We start from the raw sequence: 16,417 nt of genomic DNA on the forward strand, positions 1-16,417 counted from the left end.
CGTGTCTTCATGCTGGATCGTCCTTTTCATCGGAAGATCCACCTTATGCCCCTGTCTCGGAAACCGGGACCACCTCAAATGCTCTTGGTCGCCCACTGCACGCCCGGCCTCCGACCTGTCAGGCGCGCCTCTCTCAATGGGAAGCAGTGTAACCTTTCTACCCTCACCTTGGAATAGAGCTGCTGCGGTATGAGCGACAATCGTCTGGCATCGCGCGAAACTGAGGCACGGGGCTGAGGCGCATCTCAGCTACCAAGCTATCCGGCGCCAGCAGCCAAATGCCGAACTGGCAAACAGCATCCACCATCCCCGTCCCCTGGCCGCTCCACGATACCGGAACAAATAAGTCCAGCACCTGTTGGTCGGATGAGTCGACCGATGGAGGCAACTTTGAGATCGGATGTCCTGCCGGAGGCGACGTTCCCGGATTATCGTCTTCCGAACCACACCAAGACCAAGCGCGCCTGTCCGCCCTTCAGGGCCACACAGTCGGATCAGCGATCCGGCAAGCGGTGGCTCGTTAGTGCTGGTGAGTGGTGCTTCGTGGATCGAAGCCTTAGGTCGTTTTTCGCAGGCTTAGCTAGCGCCCTTCTCGAAGTGGCTCACCAGCTCACATCATCGGCGGGAAACGCCCGAGTTGCGTTTCAGGAGAGTGAACGAGCAGCTTGAGTTGGATGCCACGGCGAGAACACCCGTGCGCCGCTATGAAAGATCCTTCGCGCTAGGTTTGGGGCTCGGCTCGGTGAGGCTCGTTACTGGCACCCCCAGCCGAAAGCGCTTCGAGAACGTCTCCCCATCGCTTCAGCTCCTCACATGGCTCGTCAAAACGGTTCGATATTAATTTAGGTCCATCGGCCGAGAACGAACCGTTGCCTTCGATTGACTCACCCTTCGACCAGCGGCCCTGCAGCGGCTCGCTGCCGTCCTGCTGGAAGCCGAGGAAGGCGTAGGAGAAGTCGCGGTTCTCTTCCTCCTGCCGGTGGCTGTTGGGGATCGGACACACTTCGGTTGGCCCGCCCAGTTCCTCGAGGGCGGCCATCCACTGGTTCTGGTGCATTGTGTCACGCGCGCAACCTCGCCCATGAATGGGCTTCACTCCCCACCGCCACGGGCAAGGGTGCTTATGCCGGCCAGAACGCAGCCGTGAGTCCGGATCGCGTACGTCAGGTGCTGGCCGAGGTTCAGAAATGTCATCGCGAAACCTAGCCGGCACATGAGATCGTGACCAAGAAGGAAGTCGAAAGGCCTGTCGTTCCACAACAGTGGAGCATCCGGTCGACACCCACCGCAGCCAACCTCCAGGTATTCATCGCGCTGATGGAACACTGGCCAGCAGAGGAACGCCATCGTCCTGCGCACATGTCGCCGCGGGAGATCCTGGTGGACAACGCCGACCTGCGCTTCAGGCCGCTGAAGCGCTCTGCGCTGGAGAACGGATACGTCGCCACCGTCCGAGCGATCATCCGATACGGGATGACCTTCTACGAGTCCCCCAATCCGTTTCACGGAGCGAAGCCGCGGTATCCGGCGACAGCTGCGCCCAGACAGTCAACCGAGCCCCTGAGCTCGGAGCAGAAGAACAGGATCTTCCGGGCTGGCGTTGAAAGCGGGCTGCTGGACGAGGCCCTGCTGCCGCTGGTGGACGACCTTACTGGGCGCCGGCTCGGGCTCCTTGTACACGAAAAACTGCTAAAATTGCCGCAGATGATGCAACACTGGGCTAACTGTCGTATGAGATTTTGTTTGCATCTCGTGTCAGAATGAACTAACCGGCCGCTCCATGCTCCCGGGATGGGCTTGGGAGTCTGCCAGCGGAGGCAGCAACCCATGAACCACAAGCTTCGAATAGCCCGCATAGGCTAGCCCTCCGCCGTCGCCCGGCGGACCGGGCTTCTCCATTTCATGCATCATAAGACTGCCGACACCTGCATGCGCCAGCGCCTGCGGGCGGGCGAACGGCACATCGCATCCAGCAACCGGGGCGAGCGCTCCGGGCGGCGGCCTGCGGCTGCATGCCGCCCAAACGCAGGAGCCACCCCATGGACCTTTTGTACTCGCATTGTGTCGCCAGCCGGCTGGCCGCAGGCAAGAAGCCGAAGTTCCGCGTCTTCGTCAGCCCCCGCCCCGAGCGGTTCATTATCGGACGTCATCTTTCGCACGGCCTGCCCGTGTTGCTCGGCATGTCCGTGCGCGAACTCGATGAGCTGCTCGCGGAGAACGAACTTACCTACGGCCCTGATCTGAGCCGGTTCAACGTCTTCTTTGATTGCACGCCCTGGTTTCTCCAGCGGGGTTATCTGTCGCGCTCGCACGCGCGCGAACTCGCTCGGGCACTGCTCTTCCGCTATCAGCGATTTACGCTGGGATACCCTGACCGGTACCCGGAATGGTTCGCCGTCGAGGTGACCATCACCCAGGACGGCCGCGAGTATCTATCGAGCGCGCCCGTCGAAGGCGTTCTCGATGCTGCAATCGCCGGACTTAACGACCGTGACATCTGGGATCGCTGGTGCCGGAGCCAGCTGAAGAAAGCGGCGCAGCTGATTGCGAAAAAGGAGAAGCCCGAACGCTCCTTCCACGGGCTGCCGATGGTCCCTGTGCTCGTTCGGAGGAGACGGGCGACACACGCATTGCTGGTCAATATTCCCTACGGGATGACCACAATCATCGCGTCCCGCTGTCAGGAGGAGCATCGTTCGGTCGCGAAGAAGCGGAGGCTGAGGACTGAGTCGGCAGACGCACTGGCCGGACACCTTGACGGTTGGCTGAGAGGCCGTCGCCGTTCCGGTCGTGAGAGGTCTCAACTGTTATGGCATGCTGCCTGCCTGCTCTGGTCCAAGGGGCTCATGGAGCGCGTTCGCGGACTGGAGCATGGCGAGACGGTGGTCATCAGCATTGGCGGAAAGCCCGGCAGGCACCGCTGCGAGATCGAGATTGTGCCCGATCTGGGGGGACTTCGGAGGTGGGAGCCGATGATCGTATGTGTGGTGTAGGCGTGGCGGCGCCAAGGGCAGCGCCAGTCGGCGCTGCCCTTGGCGCCTTTGCCGTCCGGAATCGCTTTTCCAGAACCTTGAATCGCCCGTCCTGCAAACGGCGTTACACGGAGTAATGGGGGGAGAAGACGTCGGCTGGTCAGCAAACGCCGTGCGCAGAACGCAAGCGTCTTGGGAGGCGTGAGCAGGCACCAAGGCCAAGAGCAAACGGCCCAGCAGGGTGCGAAAACGGCGGGCTCGGCCCGCAGCCCGATGCGGAGGCGCAGGCAGCGTAGGCAACAGCTGCAGAGGCAGCCTATCGAATCGTTCCGTGGGTGGAAGGACACTGCACTGCGCCTGATTGCCGAGATGGAGCGCGTTCTCGGGCTGCGTTGCCGGGCCGCACAGGATTGGCATCTTGAAGCCTTGCCGACGAGCAGTGCCTGCCTCGATCCGCATTCGGGGCGTACCGCCATCCCCGTCAACGCGGTCTCCACTTCTCCGCCTTCAGCGGCCCGTGCTGCTCGAAGCGGCCCCTGGGCCTTGCATCCGTCCGACTTGCCCGGTATCCCCTCGATGCCATCAGGAATCCGGCTCATAGCTTCAGACCCAGCAGCCCGCCTGACGCCCCAGGCCTCTTCCCACCTGGCTACCTTCCTCGCAGGGCGCAGTATCCTCCGCCAAGCGCCGTCCGCCCGTCCTCTTAGACATGCAAACGCCGTTGCTTCTGCAACGCCTTTCCATACGTTTGAATCGCTCGTCCCGCACCTTGAATCGCCGACCGCGGACCGTGAATCGCAATTTCTGGCTTCTGAATCGGCTGCGCCTGATCCTGAATCGCATTACCGCAAATCATCTCAGTTTGATCTGACGTGCCCGCAGGTCGAGTTGGCTTGTCCGGACGGTACCGGCCTCCCATCCGGCAAACGGCGTTGCCAATGTAACGCCTGTAAGGAAGTCTGAATCGCCTACTTCGGAACCTGAATCGCAATTGCGTAAATTGAGCTGAGTTGCAGGCACGTCGTGGCAGCGTGCAAGGGCCTCATGACAGATGCCGCCAATGCGCAACCGATACGCAGCCGACGGGATACAGCCCACAGGAGCGAACGATTGTTGTGATGCAATGTCGGGAGGCATTGGTTCTGATAGAGAGCGGCCGATGTGTTTCTGACAGGCCGAGCAACCCTTCGGTGAAGTGTCAGCAGGCGACACCCGTTCCCGTCCTGCAGGTGACGGCTGCCCTCACCCGCTCGACCAGTGCCGCAAGTTCCGGGCCTTCCAGTGTCCCATGAGCTTTCAGCGCAGCCGCAATCATGTCGAGCGGCGTGCGGTGACGGTTGATCATTCTGCGCGCCGACGCTTCCGCACGCTCGAGCCTGCGGTGAACGCGCCGGGCGAGTCTTTTGTCTTGCCGGATGAGTGACTGCCAGTGGGTGGGGTCGCGGTAAAGCAGTGGCAGGTGCGTTCCGAAGCCGAACGAGGTTTCCATCGCGGTGGCAAGTTCGGTGGCTCTCGCCAGATCGCTGTGCATGGACCCGCCCGACCCGGCATGGGCGGAGCCAAAGGCGACCTGCTCCGCGGCCCGGCCCGCCATGGTCACCACCAGATGGCGCTGGCAGCTTTCCGCCGTGTCGATGAGGTCGTGTTCCAAGGAAGAGGAGAAGACTTCAGTGTAACCGCCCTCGACGCTGTCGATGGTGATGACCTTGAGCTCCCCCACGCCGAGCACGATACGAGCCAGGGCATGGCCTGCTTCATGGACCGCCATCCGCCTGCGGTGATGAGGCGAGATCGTGGGACGGGAGGCGGAGAGCAGGTGATCGAGATCGGCGTAAGTGAGACGCCTCTGCTCGCGTCTTGCCCTTTGCCTCGCTTCCCGAACGAGCCGCTCGATGTCGGCGCCTGTCAGGCCGAGTGCACGGCATGCAAGCCGACGCAGCACGGCGTCAGCTCGCTGGTGGACCGCCTCATCTCCATTCAGTTCGGCGGCATCTCCATTCAAAGCGGTGGCGTTCAATGACACTGCTCCTGTCACTGCAATGACGATGCTCCTGTCACCGATGCTGTCTCGCTCACTGCCATGACCCTCCTCTCTTCCAGATCGAGTTCCTGGATTCCGGAAGCGGCTCGCCCAGGCGGTACCAGCGCGACAGCGTTCGGGCCCATCTGTTGTCTGACGAGATCAGCCAGAGATCGGAGGTGACGATCAACCTGCCGGTCCCTGGAAGGAGTGGATGCCCGCTCGAATATCCCATCAGGCATGCTGTCGGGCGCTCCGCATGCGACCAGCGGTCGAGAAGCGGTGGAGCATCGCCGACGAGTTCCGAGATCGGCATGCCTTCCCTGATGCGCCTCATGTCCGCGACGAGTGACGAGAGCCGCTCGAGTTCGAAGTCGAAGGCTCTGCCCTGCTCGCGTGCATCCGGATTGAACATCACCATGCGTTGGTGCCTCCTCTGAGTGTGAGCTTGCGCATGAGGGTTCCGATCCCGGGCCAACCTCTTTGTCGGCCAGGTCGAACATTCTCTGGTCTGGCGACTTCGTTCCCGGTTCCTGACGGTGGCCCGGACGGCGGCCCGGACCCTCTGCCTGCGTCGTCCGGAGTTGTTGTCACATCATTCGGGTATGGCGGGTGGAAGGTAGCTCGTTCTGCTGGCGTGACGGCGCTTGCCACGACAGCATCGAGATCCCCTGCGAGATGATGACGCAGGATGCCGACGAGTGCATCGACATCCGGCAGCGGAATGTCGATGCGCGTCTCGAGCCGTCCCGATCGAAGCAGTGCGGGATCGATCGCATCTGGATTGTTGGTGGCGCCAACGACGATCACGCCCTGTGAGCGTGACACCCCGTCGAGAAGTTCGAGCGCACGGTTGACGAGTGAGACCCAATAGTCGTCGTAGTGACGCCGGCTGGCTCCTGCGCCGCCATGTGCACGCCGCCCGATGCCGTCGATCTCGTCGATGAAGAGGATGCATGGCGCATTGGCTTCTGCCTCTGCGAATGCAGCCGCCATTCGTCGCAGCACCTCGCCGAGATAGCCCGGCTCGAGCCAGGTTCCGACGGAGGTCGCGAACAGTCTGAGCTGCAGGGAGTTCGCCAGCGCTCGCGCGAAGGTGGTCTTCCCCGTGCCTGGCGGACCGGCAAGGAGCAACCTCGTGCTCATCTCCGACCAGTCGAGGCGGCCTTCTCGCCAGAGCTGGAGGTCGGCCTTCAACGCAAGCGCCCAGTCCCGGGCTGCGCCATAGCCGGCGAGCTTCTCCACTAAGAGCGCCGGCTTTCCGGAAGTGAGTAAGGAAGAACCGTTGCCATCATTGCGGCCGTCGACCGGCTCCGGCTCGATGAGGACGCTGCCGGAGCTGCCAAGGCCGCCCCTTCCCCGCCTGCCGCTCCAGGTGTCGCCGTCATCATCCTCGGCCGATGTAGCAGCCTGCTCGTCATGAGCCTTGCGGGCGCGATCGATCAGCGAGCGCAACAGGACAAGGCTGCGCCTGGGCGACATGCCCGGCCGGATCGCGAGGCCGAGATCGGTGATCGTCAGCAGCTCGCAGCCATCGAGATGAGCGGAAGCCTCGTAACCTGCAGGGAACGCGGCCTCATCCGCGATGGCGGGCGACGTCCGCTCCCCCGTCGGCCCGGACGCTCGGGCGGGACGGTCGCCCAGCATCACCTGCATGAGCTGCCTGATCAGCTCCGGCGTGATCGGGCTGCAGACGAGGTTGATGTCTGCCGTGTCGACCAGGCTCTGGGGCAGTCGCCCTGCGTCGTCCGCCACGGCGAGGATCGGCAGGGCGTTCTGGACCGCGAGGCTGATCTTCCGTGCGACCAGCTCTGCGTCGCTGGAACTCTCCTTACCCTGGAAGAGGATCACGGTGCGCGCCGCGATCACGCTCCGCCGATGCTCGTTGATCGCGTTGAGGTCATAGGCGCTAATGAAGCTCGAACTGCCCGGCAGCACGAACCCGCACCTCAGGAGTTCGAGGAAGGCGGCCTCGAAGCCCGGCACCGTACCCGTGACGGCGACGATCGGCTTCGGACGGCGCAGGATCGCAAGCAGGTCCGCAATGTCATGGCCGGAGCGCGCGACGGCATCGGCCAGCAGAAGCAGGGTCGCGACTTCGGCGGCTGAAGGCGGCATTGCCTTCCCGCGCACCAGGCGCAAGACGGCCATGCGGTCGATGGTCGGCTGGCGGCGCCTGCGCCTGCGAGCTTCCGGGAACTCGTCCCCCTCGGACCAATCCTCGGCGATGCCCTCGAGCGGCGTCTCCGGTACGACATCTCCAAGGAGAGACGACTGCCCGGTGTCGGGCTGGGCATTGCCTTGCTCCTCCGCGAGGGAAAGCGGGCCGAATGCCTGCCGCAGCAGCAGCTTCACGCGCGCGAGCGTCCAGCCAGCGATCCGGCTTCCGAGCCTGAACAACGAGGCGCCGTTCGGCTGGTTGGCACGCTCCAGAACGCCGAGGCCGATCGCACGCTCGACCGCCACGAGCGCCCGGTCATGGGCAAGCCGCGCCACGAAGTGGCGGGCAAGCCGTGCGTAGATTGTTGCCGCAGAGATCATCCTGCCTTCCGCCTCTTTCGATCAGGAAGGCTTGCGCACGATGCGGAACTTCGGGCGCATGTCGCGCCCGGCGGGAATCTGTCCCCGCTTCAGCAACCACTGCCAGACAAGCAGTGCTGCGGCATTGCCTGCATCCGCCTGTCGAACCACGGCGGTGATGACGCCTCGTGGTATCGGAACCTGCCGGGTGGCAGCCATGCGTGCAAAACGGATCGCCCGACCGACAGCCTGTGCTGCCTCGTCCACCGGCTCGGAATCGGCACCACAGGAGCAGGTCATGGCAAGGCCAGAGCGCAGCCGCATAATACAGGCGCGACTGTGACCGGCGGCACGCAGCATTGACGCCAGCGGTCCGTCGGGAAGAAAGCCGGGAATGGCCCGAGGGGTTGCGTTTGCGGGCTCCGCCCGTCCCGGCGTCGGGGATGATGGCCCGAACGTGGACCGGCCTGCCGGAAGGTCCTCCTGCTTCCTGACACTCTGCTGTCGCTTGAGCGGGAAGGGAATGATCCTGTTGTTGGTCATGAATGGCGTCTCCTGTGGCGCGGCGGGCGCGCAGTCGTTCTTCATCTGAGGCTGTTTGTCGGTGTGCCAGGGCGGACCGGCCAGAGGCCCTCAGCGCTCTCGCCCGCGGGCAAAGCCGACGACGGCGGACACTGGCTCCGATCCGAAGGCCGCTATCGTGCGACTGCTGCCGTCCTCGTCGTCCGGGTTCAGCTGCTCGTCATCCGCATCGGCTTCGGCATCGCCATCATCGTCGGCAGCGTCGTCTGCGCTTTCCCGATCAGCGGCGTCTTCGCCCACGACATCGTCTCCACCCAACGCGCGCAGGCAGGCAGCACCGATTTCCTCCTGGACACGGCAGGCAAATTTTGCCCGAAGCTCCAGCATGGCCTCCCCGGCGTCGCCGACCTCGATCAGCTCGCCGATCTCGTCGAGCGGGAAGATCCCGCTTCCATGGTCGCGCCGTTCGCTGGAGCCGTCCACGATGGCGACCTCTACGGAGGTGACACCTGCCACCTTGCCCTCGATGTGCAACCAGTCAGCCGCAATGAGGGCTGCCGCCATCATGCGCCTGCGCAGCGCGTCGAGCCGGCGTTCCGGATAGGACGCAAGCGATCGCTTCATGTCGGCGATGAGGGCCCTGTGTGCCTGCGCGTCGACGATGAAGAGGTCAGGCACATAGCTCGCCTTGTGGTGGACCTCGGAACGGAGCCGGATGCCCTTGAGCGACCTCCACTCGTTGCGGGCGAGCATCTCGAGTGCTGCCGGAACGATCGGCAATGCCGTCTCGGACGGCATGATCCGGAGCGACGGGTTCTCCGCGGCAAGGCGGGCCATGCCCTGCTCGAGCAGCCTGCCCTCGTGGTAGGTGACGGCCCGCACCAGCGAGTTGAGCTCAGCGAAGGGACCGAAGACCGGATCGGGTCGATCGCCGGCCGCCAGGATCGCGGCGATGGCGTTCTCGACCAGCAGGTCGAAGTCGGCATCGCGCGCATTGCGGAGATCATCGCTGCCTCCGCCATTGGAGGAGCCACGCATTCCGCCTAGGCCCGTGACAGGAGTGCTGGCACGGTTGAGGCGCTTGCCGTCGTCGGAAAACGAAGCTGCGGGAGCATCGCAAGCAGCAGCGGCGTGCCTGACGCTGGCAAGGATGCGGCTTTCCGGACGAGCGGCGGGGCTGCCGCCGCGCTGGGCGGCGGCAGCCGACGTGCGGACGTCAGGGATCGGCCGCCGAATGGCGCGCATGACAGGCATGTGTCTCTCCTGAAGATGACTGTCGATGTAGCGAGATCGCGCCTGAGGTGTCAGGCAGCCGCCATGTGGGCCACCGCCTCGGACGGCTCGTCCTCGACGCAGGGCGTATCATCGACCACTTCGGCGCCAGCGACATCGAACGAATGGCAGATGCAGGTGCTGAGATGAGCCGCAAGCGCGCGCTCCGCGTTGCGCGCACGCGACACGGCCCTGTCGAGCGCCAGCATCAGGGCGGCGACCGCCGAGAGCTGCCCGACGGTGAGATCGGCAAGCTCCAGCGTGATGTCGCCGACATTGGCCGCGAACGCGTCGGCTGCGGCAAGCTGGGGGCTTGCGCCGCAGGCGGCTTCATTCCGGAGACAGTTGAGGGTAACGGTACTCATAGCCCAAGACCTCCTGTCAGGTTGCGGGTCAGGCCTCTGTCGGTGTTGCAGCACCGGCCGAGGCCGCTTTCTGGCGCCGGAACCGCCCGACGTCAAAGACACCCTGGCAGGATCCGTTCGAGATCTGAGCCCCTGAATTTTGGAATTGTGGTTCTTCGCGATCGATTGGTTAACGGCGCGAGCGCGAAGACAACGACGGAATCGATGAGATCGTGCCGTCAGCCAGCTGACGTTTGCTTCGCTGGATTGATGGTGGCACTCCGCCTCAACGACAGACCAGCTCCCAATGCGGGCGCGCTCAGCCTCATACCGGCCCGCGTTGGCTAACCGCTCGCGTCACGCAGGCTCTCCACCCCACGTCTCCGATGATCGGAGGGCAAGCCAGGCCAAGCGCCAGCCAGGTCGCTCGTAGCGAGCCAGCGGTTCGCCCCACACGACCGAAGCCGGATATTCCTCGACGTGCTTTCCATGGGGAAGCCGCGTTGGCGGAACCTCAACCGATGGCAACTGGTGTCCGCACGACCGATGAAGAAGACGCCATCTGCCAGCCAGCCCAATTTGGCGCCATGCCCGTTGTGCCGTCGGACTTCTGGAACGTCCGAGCCGTTCTCTGCTAACGGCCTTGTTGCTTGCAAACATGCCGCCAATCCTGATCGCTGCATCGATGAGGGGGAGGACGGCGATGGATCGGTTGGAAAGGCTTCACAGGCAGAAACTCAGGCAGCGTGCTTACCGGGCGCGACGGAAACAGGAGCGGCGTCCAACCAACGAAGACCTGGCCCGCGCCGTGCTCGACGTCGCGCTCACGGTCTACCTGAAGGCCGGACGGCATGAGGACCTCTTGAAGATACTCGACCGCATCGCCGGCCGCCTCCAGCAACTGGGCTTCGAGAAGCACGCCGTTCACGGCGCCTGGTTCGAACTTCAGGACCGCTACGAGGGCGGATGGAGCATGCTGCGCCAACGCTATCCTCAAGCCGAACTCGAGGCCCGGATGAACAATCGCGGAGATACCTGAGAACGCAACGGCAAGCCCTCGTCCTGAACAACCGGCCAGGCAGTGTGTCGGGCCTCGTGATCCGACCACGTCCCACCAACGTGCCGAGGCACCGAGCACAGACGCCGAACGCCAGATCGTCGGGTTCCCTCCGGGCCGCCGCTCACCAGTGCCTCGCGTTCGCCGTTTGGGACGCACAAGGGTCCCACTTCGCGCGTGATCCTGGCTGCAACCACGCTTTCCATTGGCCAAGAACCCCAAACAAGCCAAAGCCCCGCGCCGAGCGGGGCCTTTCAAAGTCGGAGCTGCCGATCGAGGTTAGCGTTTTGCCAGCCGTGCCAGCGCCGGGGACGTTGCAACGGCACCGCGGCGCTCGACGATCCAACCGTCCCGTTTCAGCCGCTGCAGCGCCTGCTTCAGCACGCGAGGTCCAAGCCCGGTGCGCGTCCGGATGTCGATGGGATCAACCGGAGCGTGGCCCGCAGCCGAAAGGCAGGCGACAATGCGCTGGTCGTTCCGGTCGCGCCTCGACAGCAACCGTACCAGGAGTTCAGGAGCCGTGACCGACGCGGCGCCTGCCCCGATGACCGCAAGGCCGGCGGCCGTGATCTTGATCTTGGCACCGGTGCCCAGGCCGATCAGCTTCCTGGCCAGAAGTGCTGAGACCGCCTCCTGGAACTCCCGACGCCGTTCCGTCGTCCCGGCGAGCAGCGCTAGGGAGTCCTTCTCCAAACCGGCCGACCCGGAGGTCGCGAGCGCTGCCAGCATTCGAGCCTCCAGGGAATGTCCGCCCTCGTCCGGCCGGCTATCCGGCTGCGTCTGGACCGCCCCCGCCACTTGAGGACCGAACCGACGCGCCGATCTTTCCGACGAGCCATCCTGCTTGGCCGGAAGGCTGGTTGCCTCGTCGAAAAGGGCGAGCACCTCCGCGATCGGCGCTACCGGCAGACGGAGCTTCTCGACCAGGTGGTCTTTCCCCATCGAGCCCGACACAGGCACTCGGATGCGCACCCTATCGAGCGCACCCCCGAAGGCACTGCCGCGAACCAGGAACTCGCCCCGCTCGAGCTCGGCGAGCACGCCAGCCGCCTGCAGGCTGAGCCCGATCTCATCGGCAACGCGCTTGCGGTCGGTGACGTCCGAGACGTGACCAAACAACCGGTTTGTCATCTGCGAGGTCAGCTCCTTGGACACGTCTGCGACACGCTGGGTGGCAACCAGCAGGCTGATCCCGCGCTTGCGGCCACGCTTGGCTACGTCGATGATCGCGGGGAAAGCCTCGCTGGGGCGGCGCTGTCCGGCGAAACGCTGCACCTCGTCGATGACGAGGAGATAGGGCTGTTGGAGTTCCTTCGGCATTTCCATCAACGCCTTGGCAACCTCTGCCACGATCCGTGCCTGCTCCTCGTGTTCGAGGTCGTAAATATCGAAAACGATCGAACCGCGCTTGGTGACGATCTCCCGCAGCCGACCCAGGACGTCCTCGAAGGCAATGCCAGGGGCGCCGTGCTCACCACCGACGACGAGAATGCCATTCGGCGCGACGTCCCGCAGGCTGAAGAGATCGCCGTCGGAGTCCAGCACGATGATGGGAAGACCCGCTCTGAGAGAGAGCTCCATCATTTTGCGCGCCGTCACGCTCTTCCCGAAACCGGTCATGGCAGCGATGAGGGTGTGCTGGCCGACGATCTGCTCGAAGTTGATCCCGACAGGTGCGCCGTCCGGGGTGTCAGCCAGGATGTATTCACGCATGTCGACCGGTGCGGCGCTTCCGTTCGGCCCCTCTCCCGCAGTGGCGGATACTTCGCCCTGGACGGACGAAGGACCATCAATAGGAGGAGGTACCGGGACGGCGCCGGAAAGTTCGCTAACCGGAATATGCTGTGCCATATAGGAAGCTCCTTTGAAGTGACGTATGGTCTAGCTCGGCGCTGGTGAAGTGCCACCAAGCTACATGTAAGTATAATCCACAACATGAAAAGCTCAAAGTTTACACACAATATCATTGTACTACATTTCTATACAAAATACTTGGCAAGTACTTAAATCCCTTCTCTGCCTTCTGCCCAAAACGATACACATTAATACATCAATAACCACCGCACGATTTCCTATTCTTCTTTATGCTGCGCCTGTTCAGCATCCACCGCAGACTTTGAAGTCAAACAGCACCACGCAACCCACTCCGCCTACCCAGCTAAGCGGTGCACGCACGGGTAACCAGGCCCGAGAGCGACCCGGCACAGGTAGAACAGTGCATTGTTGCCGACCTCAACCGCTCCCGGTCCCACAATGTGGAAGGGGCGCGAAACGTGTGCGGAGATCGCCGCATTGATCCCCCTCAATCTCGGACGGCCTCACTTGCGATGAAATGCGTGAAATGTCCGCCGATGCGGACGTCGCAGATCCGCATGCCTGCATGGGATCTGAGGGCCCGTCGCGACCGGTTTCCCATGCTGCCCGACGAGCTCGCATCAAGGCGGCTCGATCTGACCAGCTTGTCTCTTAGAGGCTGCCGCTCCTGCCTGGGGCCGACGGCGGACAGTCCGCTTATGACGGCCGAATTGGCGCGGCCAACGTGCTAATTGTGGTGATAGGCAAAGTCCGCCTGTCCGTTTTGGGGGCAGGAAGCGAAAGGTCCGTTTTTGGGAACAGGCGGCTGTGAGTTGGCACTCGATCGCCGGGAACGCCTATGGCTGCCCTCCCCCGGGGGAGATGAGCTGAGCGGTTCGGCAGTTCAGTCGCCGACCGTCCTACACACACACTGCTCCTGGAACTCGGGCGGTTCACGCCGCGATACTATCTGACTGACTGACGAGTCATTTCCGAGAGGCGGCCATCCAAATTGAATTATGCGGCGGGACAGGATGCCCATTCAGAAGCCATGACGTGCCCGATGCTTGGCAAGCTGGGGACGATGATCGTCCGTCAACCAGAGGCGCGGGGCTGTGGCGGTGCCTAACGCTGCCCGAGCGGTTTCGCTTAGTCCGGGTTTGACAAGAACGATTCCCTCATCGGTGAAGCTGACCAGACCAGCGTCGAATGCAGCGTGCCAGTAGGCCGCAAGCGACAGGCCGTTGTGAACAAAAGGCCGTTCGGCATAGAGCCATGGCTTGGCTGGCGGAGCTGAGTCATTTTCCCAGCAACTTCCGCTTGTAGTAGTCGGACCAGTTTGCCGTCGTCAGCCATGGCTTCAGCACCGTCAGCTCGCCGCGATCAGCCCGCTCCTTTGCGCTTAGCAGCGGCCGGCTCATTTCGTCGATCTCGGGAGACGAGATGTGGGCAAGCTCCGAGAGATCGCGAGTGGTCAGGCGTTGCTTCCGGCCATATCGCGTCGCCGAATCCTTTCCGCCGGAATGGCCCATCACTTTGCGCCGGGTTGCGTCCTTGATATCCGTCTCATCAATCAACTGGGCGAACCAGTGACGGGACGAGTAGAGCGCCACGTCGAAGCGATCGATCGCGATCTTTCTCTTGAGGTACTGGAAACTCTTCGTCAGCGGCTGTCCCCATCGCATCTCGCCTCCCGGCTTCGGATAGGGTTCCCATTCAGGAAACAGCACAGGGCAGCCGATCGACCGCAGGTCCTCGATTCGTTCAAGCAGTCCAAGGTCAAGGATGAGGGGATGCAGCGGAATGGTCCGCTGTGACGCCGGGGTCTTGAAGCGTTTTGCGTCTTTGCGCGCCACGCGTCCCTTCTTCGGATCGAAGGCACGCAGTTGGAGGTAGTAGATCCCGTGCTCCTCCTCGATGTCGTCGAGCTCGATCTGTCCGAGCTCTCCGGGCCGCACTCCCGTGAGGAACGACATGACGTATCCCCAATAGAGGTGGTTCTGCACGAGGCAGGTTCCCTTGACCCAGATCCGGTCGGCGCTCAGACAGCCGGTGAAGAGCGGCAGCGAGAAGATCCTGCTCACCTCGTCCGTCGAGAATGCGTCCCGCTCGATGGAGACGAGGTTCTCGTCGCTGGTCCTCGAGAACCTGGGCATGTCGCGCAGGTAGAACTTCTTCTGGATCAGCCACCCGAAGAAGCGGGACATGGCGTTGTGATAGCCGTTCTTCAACCGCGCTTCGGTGAGGCGCTTCAGCCCGTCCCAGCCATGCTTCTGCGCGTAGTCGTAGCGTGCCGCGAGGCTGCCGGCATGTTCGCGCGGGATGTTCTTGCGGTCGGGGATGTCAGGCAGCATCGCGTCAATTCGCGCGGCCGCTTCCTCGTCGAATTCGGAAAGCAAGGGGTCATCCAACTTGTCGATGATGAACTGTACGACGAGCTTCACGATCGACCGGGCGTCCGCGTTTCCGTTGGACTCCTCATCGGTTTCCACATAGAGAGCGAGAGCTTCGGAAAACCGGAGCGGAGCCTTCTGCTGATCGGAGTTCGCCCTCTTGTCGGAACTCGCAAGTTCCACTCCTGACGGCTGGGCCACGCTTAATGCCGTGCCACGCGGACCTTGAGCGCCAATTGTCGGCTCAAAGGCGGTTGGCGAGAACGAGGCGATGTTGCTTGCCGCGCGCGCGTGAGCTTCTGGCCAATAACCCGGACCTGTTCCCACACCCGGCCGAACCAATCCGAGCTCGATGGCGGCCTGCATGTCTGCCCGGCCACGTTCGTATTCCTGGATCCTCTCCACGTGCCTGAGCCAAGCGTCGGCTTCCACGTTCTGTCGGACGAAGTGGTTGAACAGTTCCTGGAACCCCGGTTCGACCATGTCCGGATCGCATCCTGCCGCTTTGGCACGTCGGATCAGGTTCTTGAGCGTCTCTTCGTAGAGCTGACGGGCGACCAGGCGCGCCTCGCTCAGCGGAAGCGCGTCGGCTACGTATTGACGAAGCTCTGTGATGTTTTTCTGGAACAAGCCAACGTAGTCTTCGTACTTGATTTCGTTCATCCGGTGCACCCACGTCAGGCATTCTGCGAGACGAAGCCGTGCCTGACGATAGTCGCTGGTTCTTAACGACGCCCTGAAGAGGGAAACACCGGTCAGCTTGGCCAGAGGCCGGGCGAATCGAACCTGCAGGTAGTAGCGTCCCTCGCGCCGGGACATGTAGGAAGGCAGCGCCATGGCATCTCCGCGTACATCTGCGTGAGATGTCTCACAGTCGTCCGAACCTCCGTTCGGCGCTAACTGCCTGATTTTTATGGACTTTCAGACAATGGTAGCGGAGGAGGGACTCGAACCCCCGACACGCGGATTATGATTCCGCTGCTCTAACCAACTGAGCTACTCCGCCCCGGGAGGCGCGGCGTCAAAGAACCGGTGCCTCCGAAGACGGGCGGATATAAGGTTGCGTGCCGGGCGGTGTCAAGCGATTAGGCCTGTCTCTACGCAGGCAAAACATGTACCGGTTTCTCACGCCTCCCGCAGAAGCCTCGAAGGCGGTTCTGGCGGCCAAAGTGCCAACGGCTGAGATGCGGTATCAGGCAGGCGCAACCGGGAAGAGCACCTGTGAGGCACCTCGGGAAGCAGCCCCCCGCGTGGCAAAACGCCGCTACGCTGGGGCAGCACGGCATTGGGCTCACCGCAGACGAACGGAAGGCAAAGCCGGGACCCGGCCGGAACGGGCCAGCGATCCTGCCGCACAGCGGGGTTCCTAAGAGGTGGCGAAGTTTCCGATATCGCTCAAGCGCAAGGAGCTGCCGCTGTCAGCGCACGTTCAGAGATACATCGGTATGAACCGCGCCGGGATTGCCGGAGGCTCCAACTCCTGAGTAGGATGGAGCATCATGAGCAAGACGACGAACAAGTTT

At 63.1% G+C, this 16,417-nt stretch carries 11 protein-coding genes, 1 tRNA gene and 1 pseudogene; 3 read left to right on the forward strand and 10 right to left on the reverse strand.

The features are described from left to right. Positions 1-853: 853 nt before the first annotated feature. Positions 854-1,072, reverse strand: a pseudogene (locus NYR54_RS18370) (manganese catalase family protein); the annotation flags it as partial. A gap of 149 nt (positions 1,073-1,221) precedes the next feature. On the opposite strand from NYR54_RS18370, the gene NYR54_RS18375 reads away from it, so the two are divergent. Continuing rightward, positions 1,222-1,764, forward strand: coding sequence for a hypothetical protein (locus NYR54_RS18375; protein ID WP_261517168.1), 543 nt, complete (start codon positions 1,222-1,224; stop codon positions 1,762-1,764). A 275-nt stretch (positions 1,765-2,039) separates the two neighbouring features. Then, a complete protein-coding gene (locus tag NYR54_RS18380; protein ID WP_261517169.1) occupies positions 2,040-2,993 on the forward strand; it encodes a hypothetical protein in 954 nt (317 codons plus the stop codon). 1,177 nt (positions 2,994-4,170) lie between these two features. On the opposite strand, the gene NYR54_RS18385 is transcribed toward NYR54_RS18380, so the two are convergent. From NYR54_RS18385 to NYR54_RS18410, 6 genes are all read right to left on the reverse strand, one after another. Continuing rightward, positions 4,171-4,989, reverse strand: coding sequence for an ATP-dependent metallopeptidase FtsH/Yme1/Tma family protein (locus tag NYR54_RS18385; RefSeq protein WP_261517170.1), 819 nt, complete (start codon positions 4,987-4,989; stop codon positions 4,171-4,173). 55 nt (positions 4,990-5,044) lie between these two features. Continuing rightward, complete coding sequence (locus NYR54_RS18390; protein WP_261517171.1) at positions 5,045-5,413, reverse strand: DUF6634 family protein; 369 nt, start codon at positions 5,411-5,413, stop codon at positions 5,045-5,047. Next, positions 5,407-7,533 carry an AAA family ATPase gene (locus tag NYR54_RS18395; RefSeq protein WP_261517172.1) on the reverse strand — a complete coding sequence of 709 codons (2,127 nt, stop codon included), beginning with the start codon at positions 7,531-7,533 and terminating at the stop codon, positions 5,407-5,409. Before NYR54_RS18395 ends, NYR54_RS18390 begins: the two co-directional genes overlap by 7 nt. Positions 7,534-7,554: 21 nt before the next feature. Next, a complete protein-coding gene (locus NYR54_RS18400) occupies positions 7,555-8,055 on the reverse strand; it encodes a hypothetical protein (RefSeq protein ID WP_261517173.1) in 501 nt (166 codons plus the stop codon). Positions 8,056-8,145: 90 nt separating this feature from the next. Then, complete coding sequence (locus NYR54_RS18405; protein WP_261517174.1) at positions 8,146-9,288, reverse strand: hypothetical protein; 1,143 nt, start codon at positions 9,286-9,288, stop codon at positions 8,146-8,148. Between the two features lie 50 nt (positions 9,289-9,338). Continuing rightward, a complete protein-coding gene (locus tag NYR54_RS18410) occupies positions 9,339-9,671 on the reverse strand; it encodes a hypothetical protein (RefSeq protein WP_261517175.1) in 333 nt (110 codons plus the stop codon). Between the two features lie 682 nt (positions 9,672-10,353). On the opposite strand from NYR54_RS18410, the gene NYR54_RS18415 reads away from it, so the two are divergent. After that, positions 10,354-10,689 (forward strand): hypothetical protein, encoded by a 336-nt coding sequence (locus NYR54_RS18415; protein WP_261517176.1) that lies wholly within the window; start codon positions 10,354-10,356, stop codon positions 10,687-10,689. Positions 10,690-10,986: 297 nt separating this feature from the next. Here NYR54_RS18415 and NYR54_RS18420 read toward each other — a convergent pair whose 3' ends face one another. The 3 genes from NYR54_RS18420 to NYR54_RS18430 form a co-directional block, all read right to left on the reverse strand. Continuing rightward, on the reverse strand, positions 10,987-12,558 hold the full coding sequence (locus NYR54_RS18420) for an ATP-binding protein (RefSeq protein ID WP_261517177.1): 1,572 nt from the start codon (positions 12,556-12,558) through the stop codon (positions 10,987-10,989). A gap of 1,241 nt (positions 12,559-13,799) precedes the next feature. Beyond that, a complete protein-coding gene (locus NYR54_RS18425; protein ID WP_261517178.1) occupies positions 13,800-15,731 on the reverse strand; it encodes a site-specific integrase in 1,932 nt (643 codons plus the stop codon). 92 nt (positions 15,732-15,823) lie between these two features. After that, positions 15,824-15,900, reverse strand: a tRNA-Met gene (locus NYR54_RS18430). Positions 15,901-16,417 lie beyond the last annotated feature (517 nt).

The sequence above is a fragment of the Chelativorans petroleitrophicus genome (assembly GCF_025398195.1).
Lineage (GTDB): Bacteria > Pseudomonadota > Alphaproteobacteria > Rhizobiales > Rhizobiaceae > Chelativorans > Chelativorans petroleitrophicus.

What these genes read in the sequence shown, in the direction of transcription:
- NYR54_RS18380 (WP_261517169.1), top strand. Translation starts at nt 2,040, where the DNA reads ATGGACCTTTTGTACTCGCATTGTGTCGCCAGCCGGCTGGCCGCAGGC.
- NYR54_RS18390 (WP_261517171.1), bottom strand. Translation starts at nt 5,413, where the DNA reads ATGGTGATGTTCAATCCGGATGCACGCGAGCAGGGCAGAGCCTTCGAC.
- NYR54_RS18395 (WP_261517172.1), bottom strand. Translation starts at nt 7,533, where the DNA reads ATGATCTCTGCGGCAACAATCTACGCACGGCTTGCCCGCCACTTCGTG.
- NYR54_RS18400 (WP_261517173.1), bottom strand. Translation starts at nt 8,055, where the DNA reads ATGACCAACAACAGGATCATTCCCTTCCCGCTCAAGCGACAGCAGAGT.
- NYR54_RS18405 (WP_261517174.1), bottom strand. Translation starts at nt 9,288, where the DNA reads ATGCCTGTCATGCGCGCCATTCGGCGGCCGATCCCTGACGTCCGCACG.
- NYR54_RS18410 (WP_261517175.1), bottom strand. Translation starts at nt 9,671, where the DNA reads ATGAGTACCGTTACCCTCAACTGTCTCCGGAATGAAGCCGCCTGCGGC.
- NYR54_RS18415 (WP_261517176.1), top strand. Translation starts at nt 10,354, where the DNA reads ATGGATCGGTTGGAAAGGCTTCACAGGCAGAAACTCAGGCAGCGTGCT.
- NYR54_RS18420 (WP_261517177.1), bottom strand. Translation starts at nt 12,558, where the DNA reads ATGGCACAGCATATTCCGGTTAGCGAACTTTCCGGCGCCGTCCCGGTA.
- NYR54_RS18425 (WP_261517178.1), bottom strand. Translation starts at nt 15,731, where the DNA reads ATGGCGCTGCCTTCCTACATGTCCCGGCGCGAGGGACGCTACTACCTG.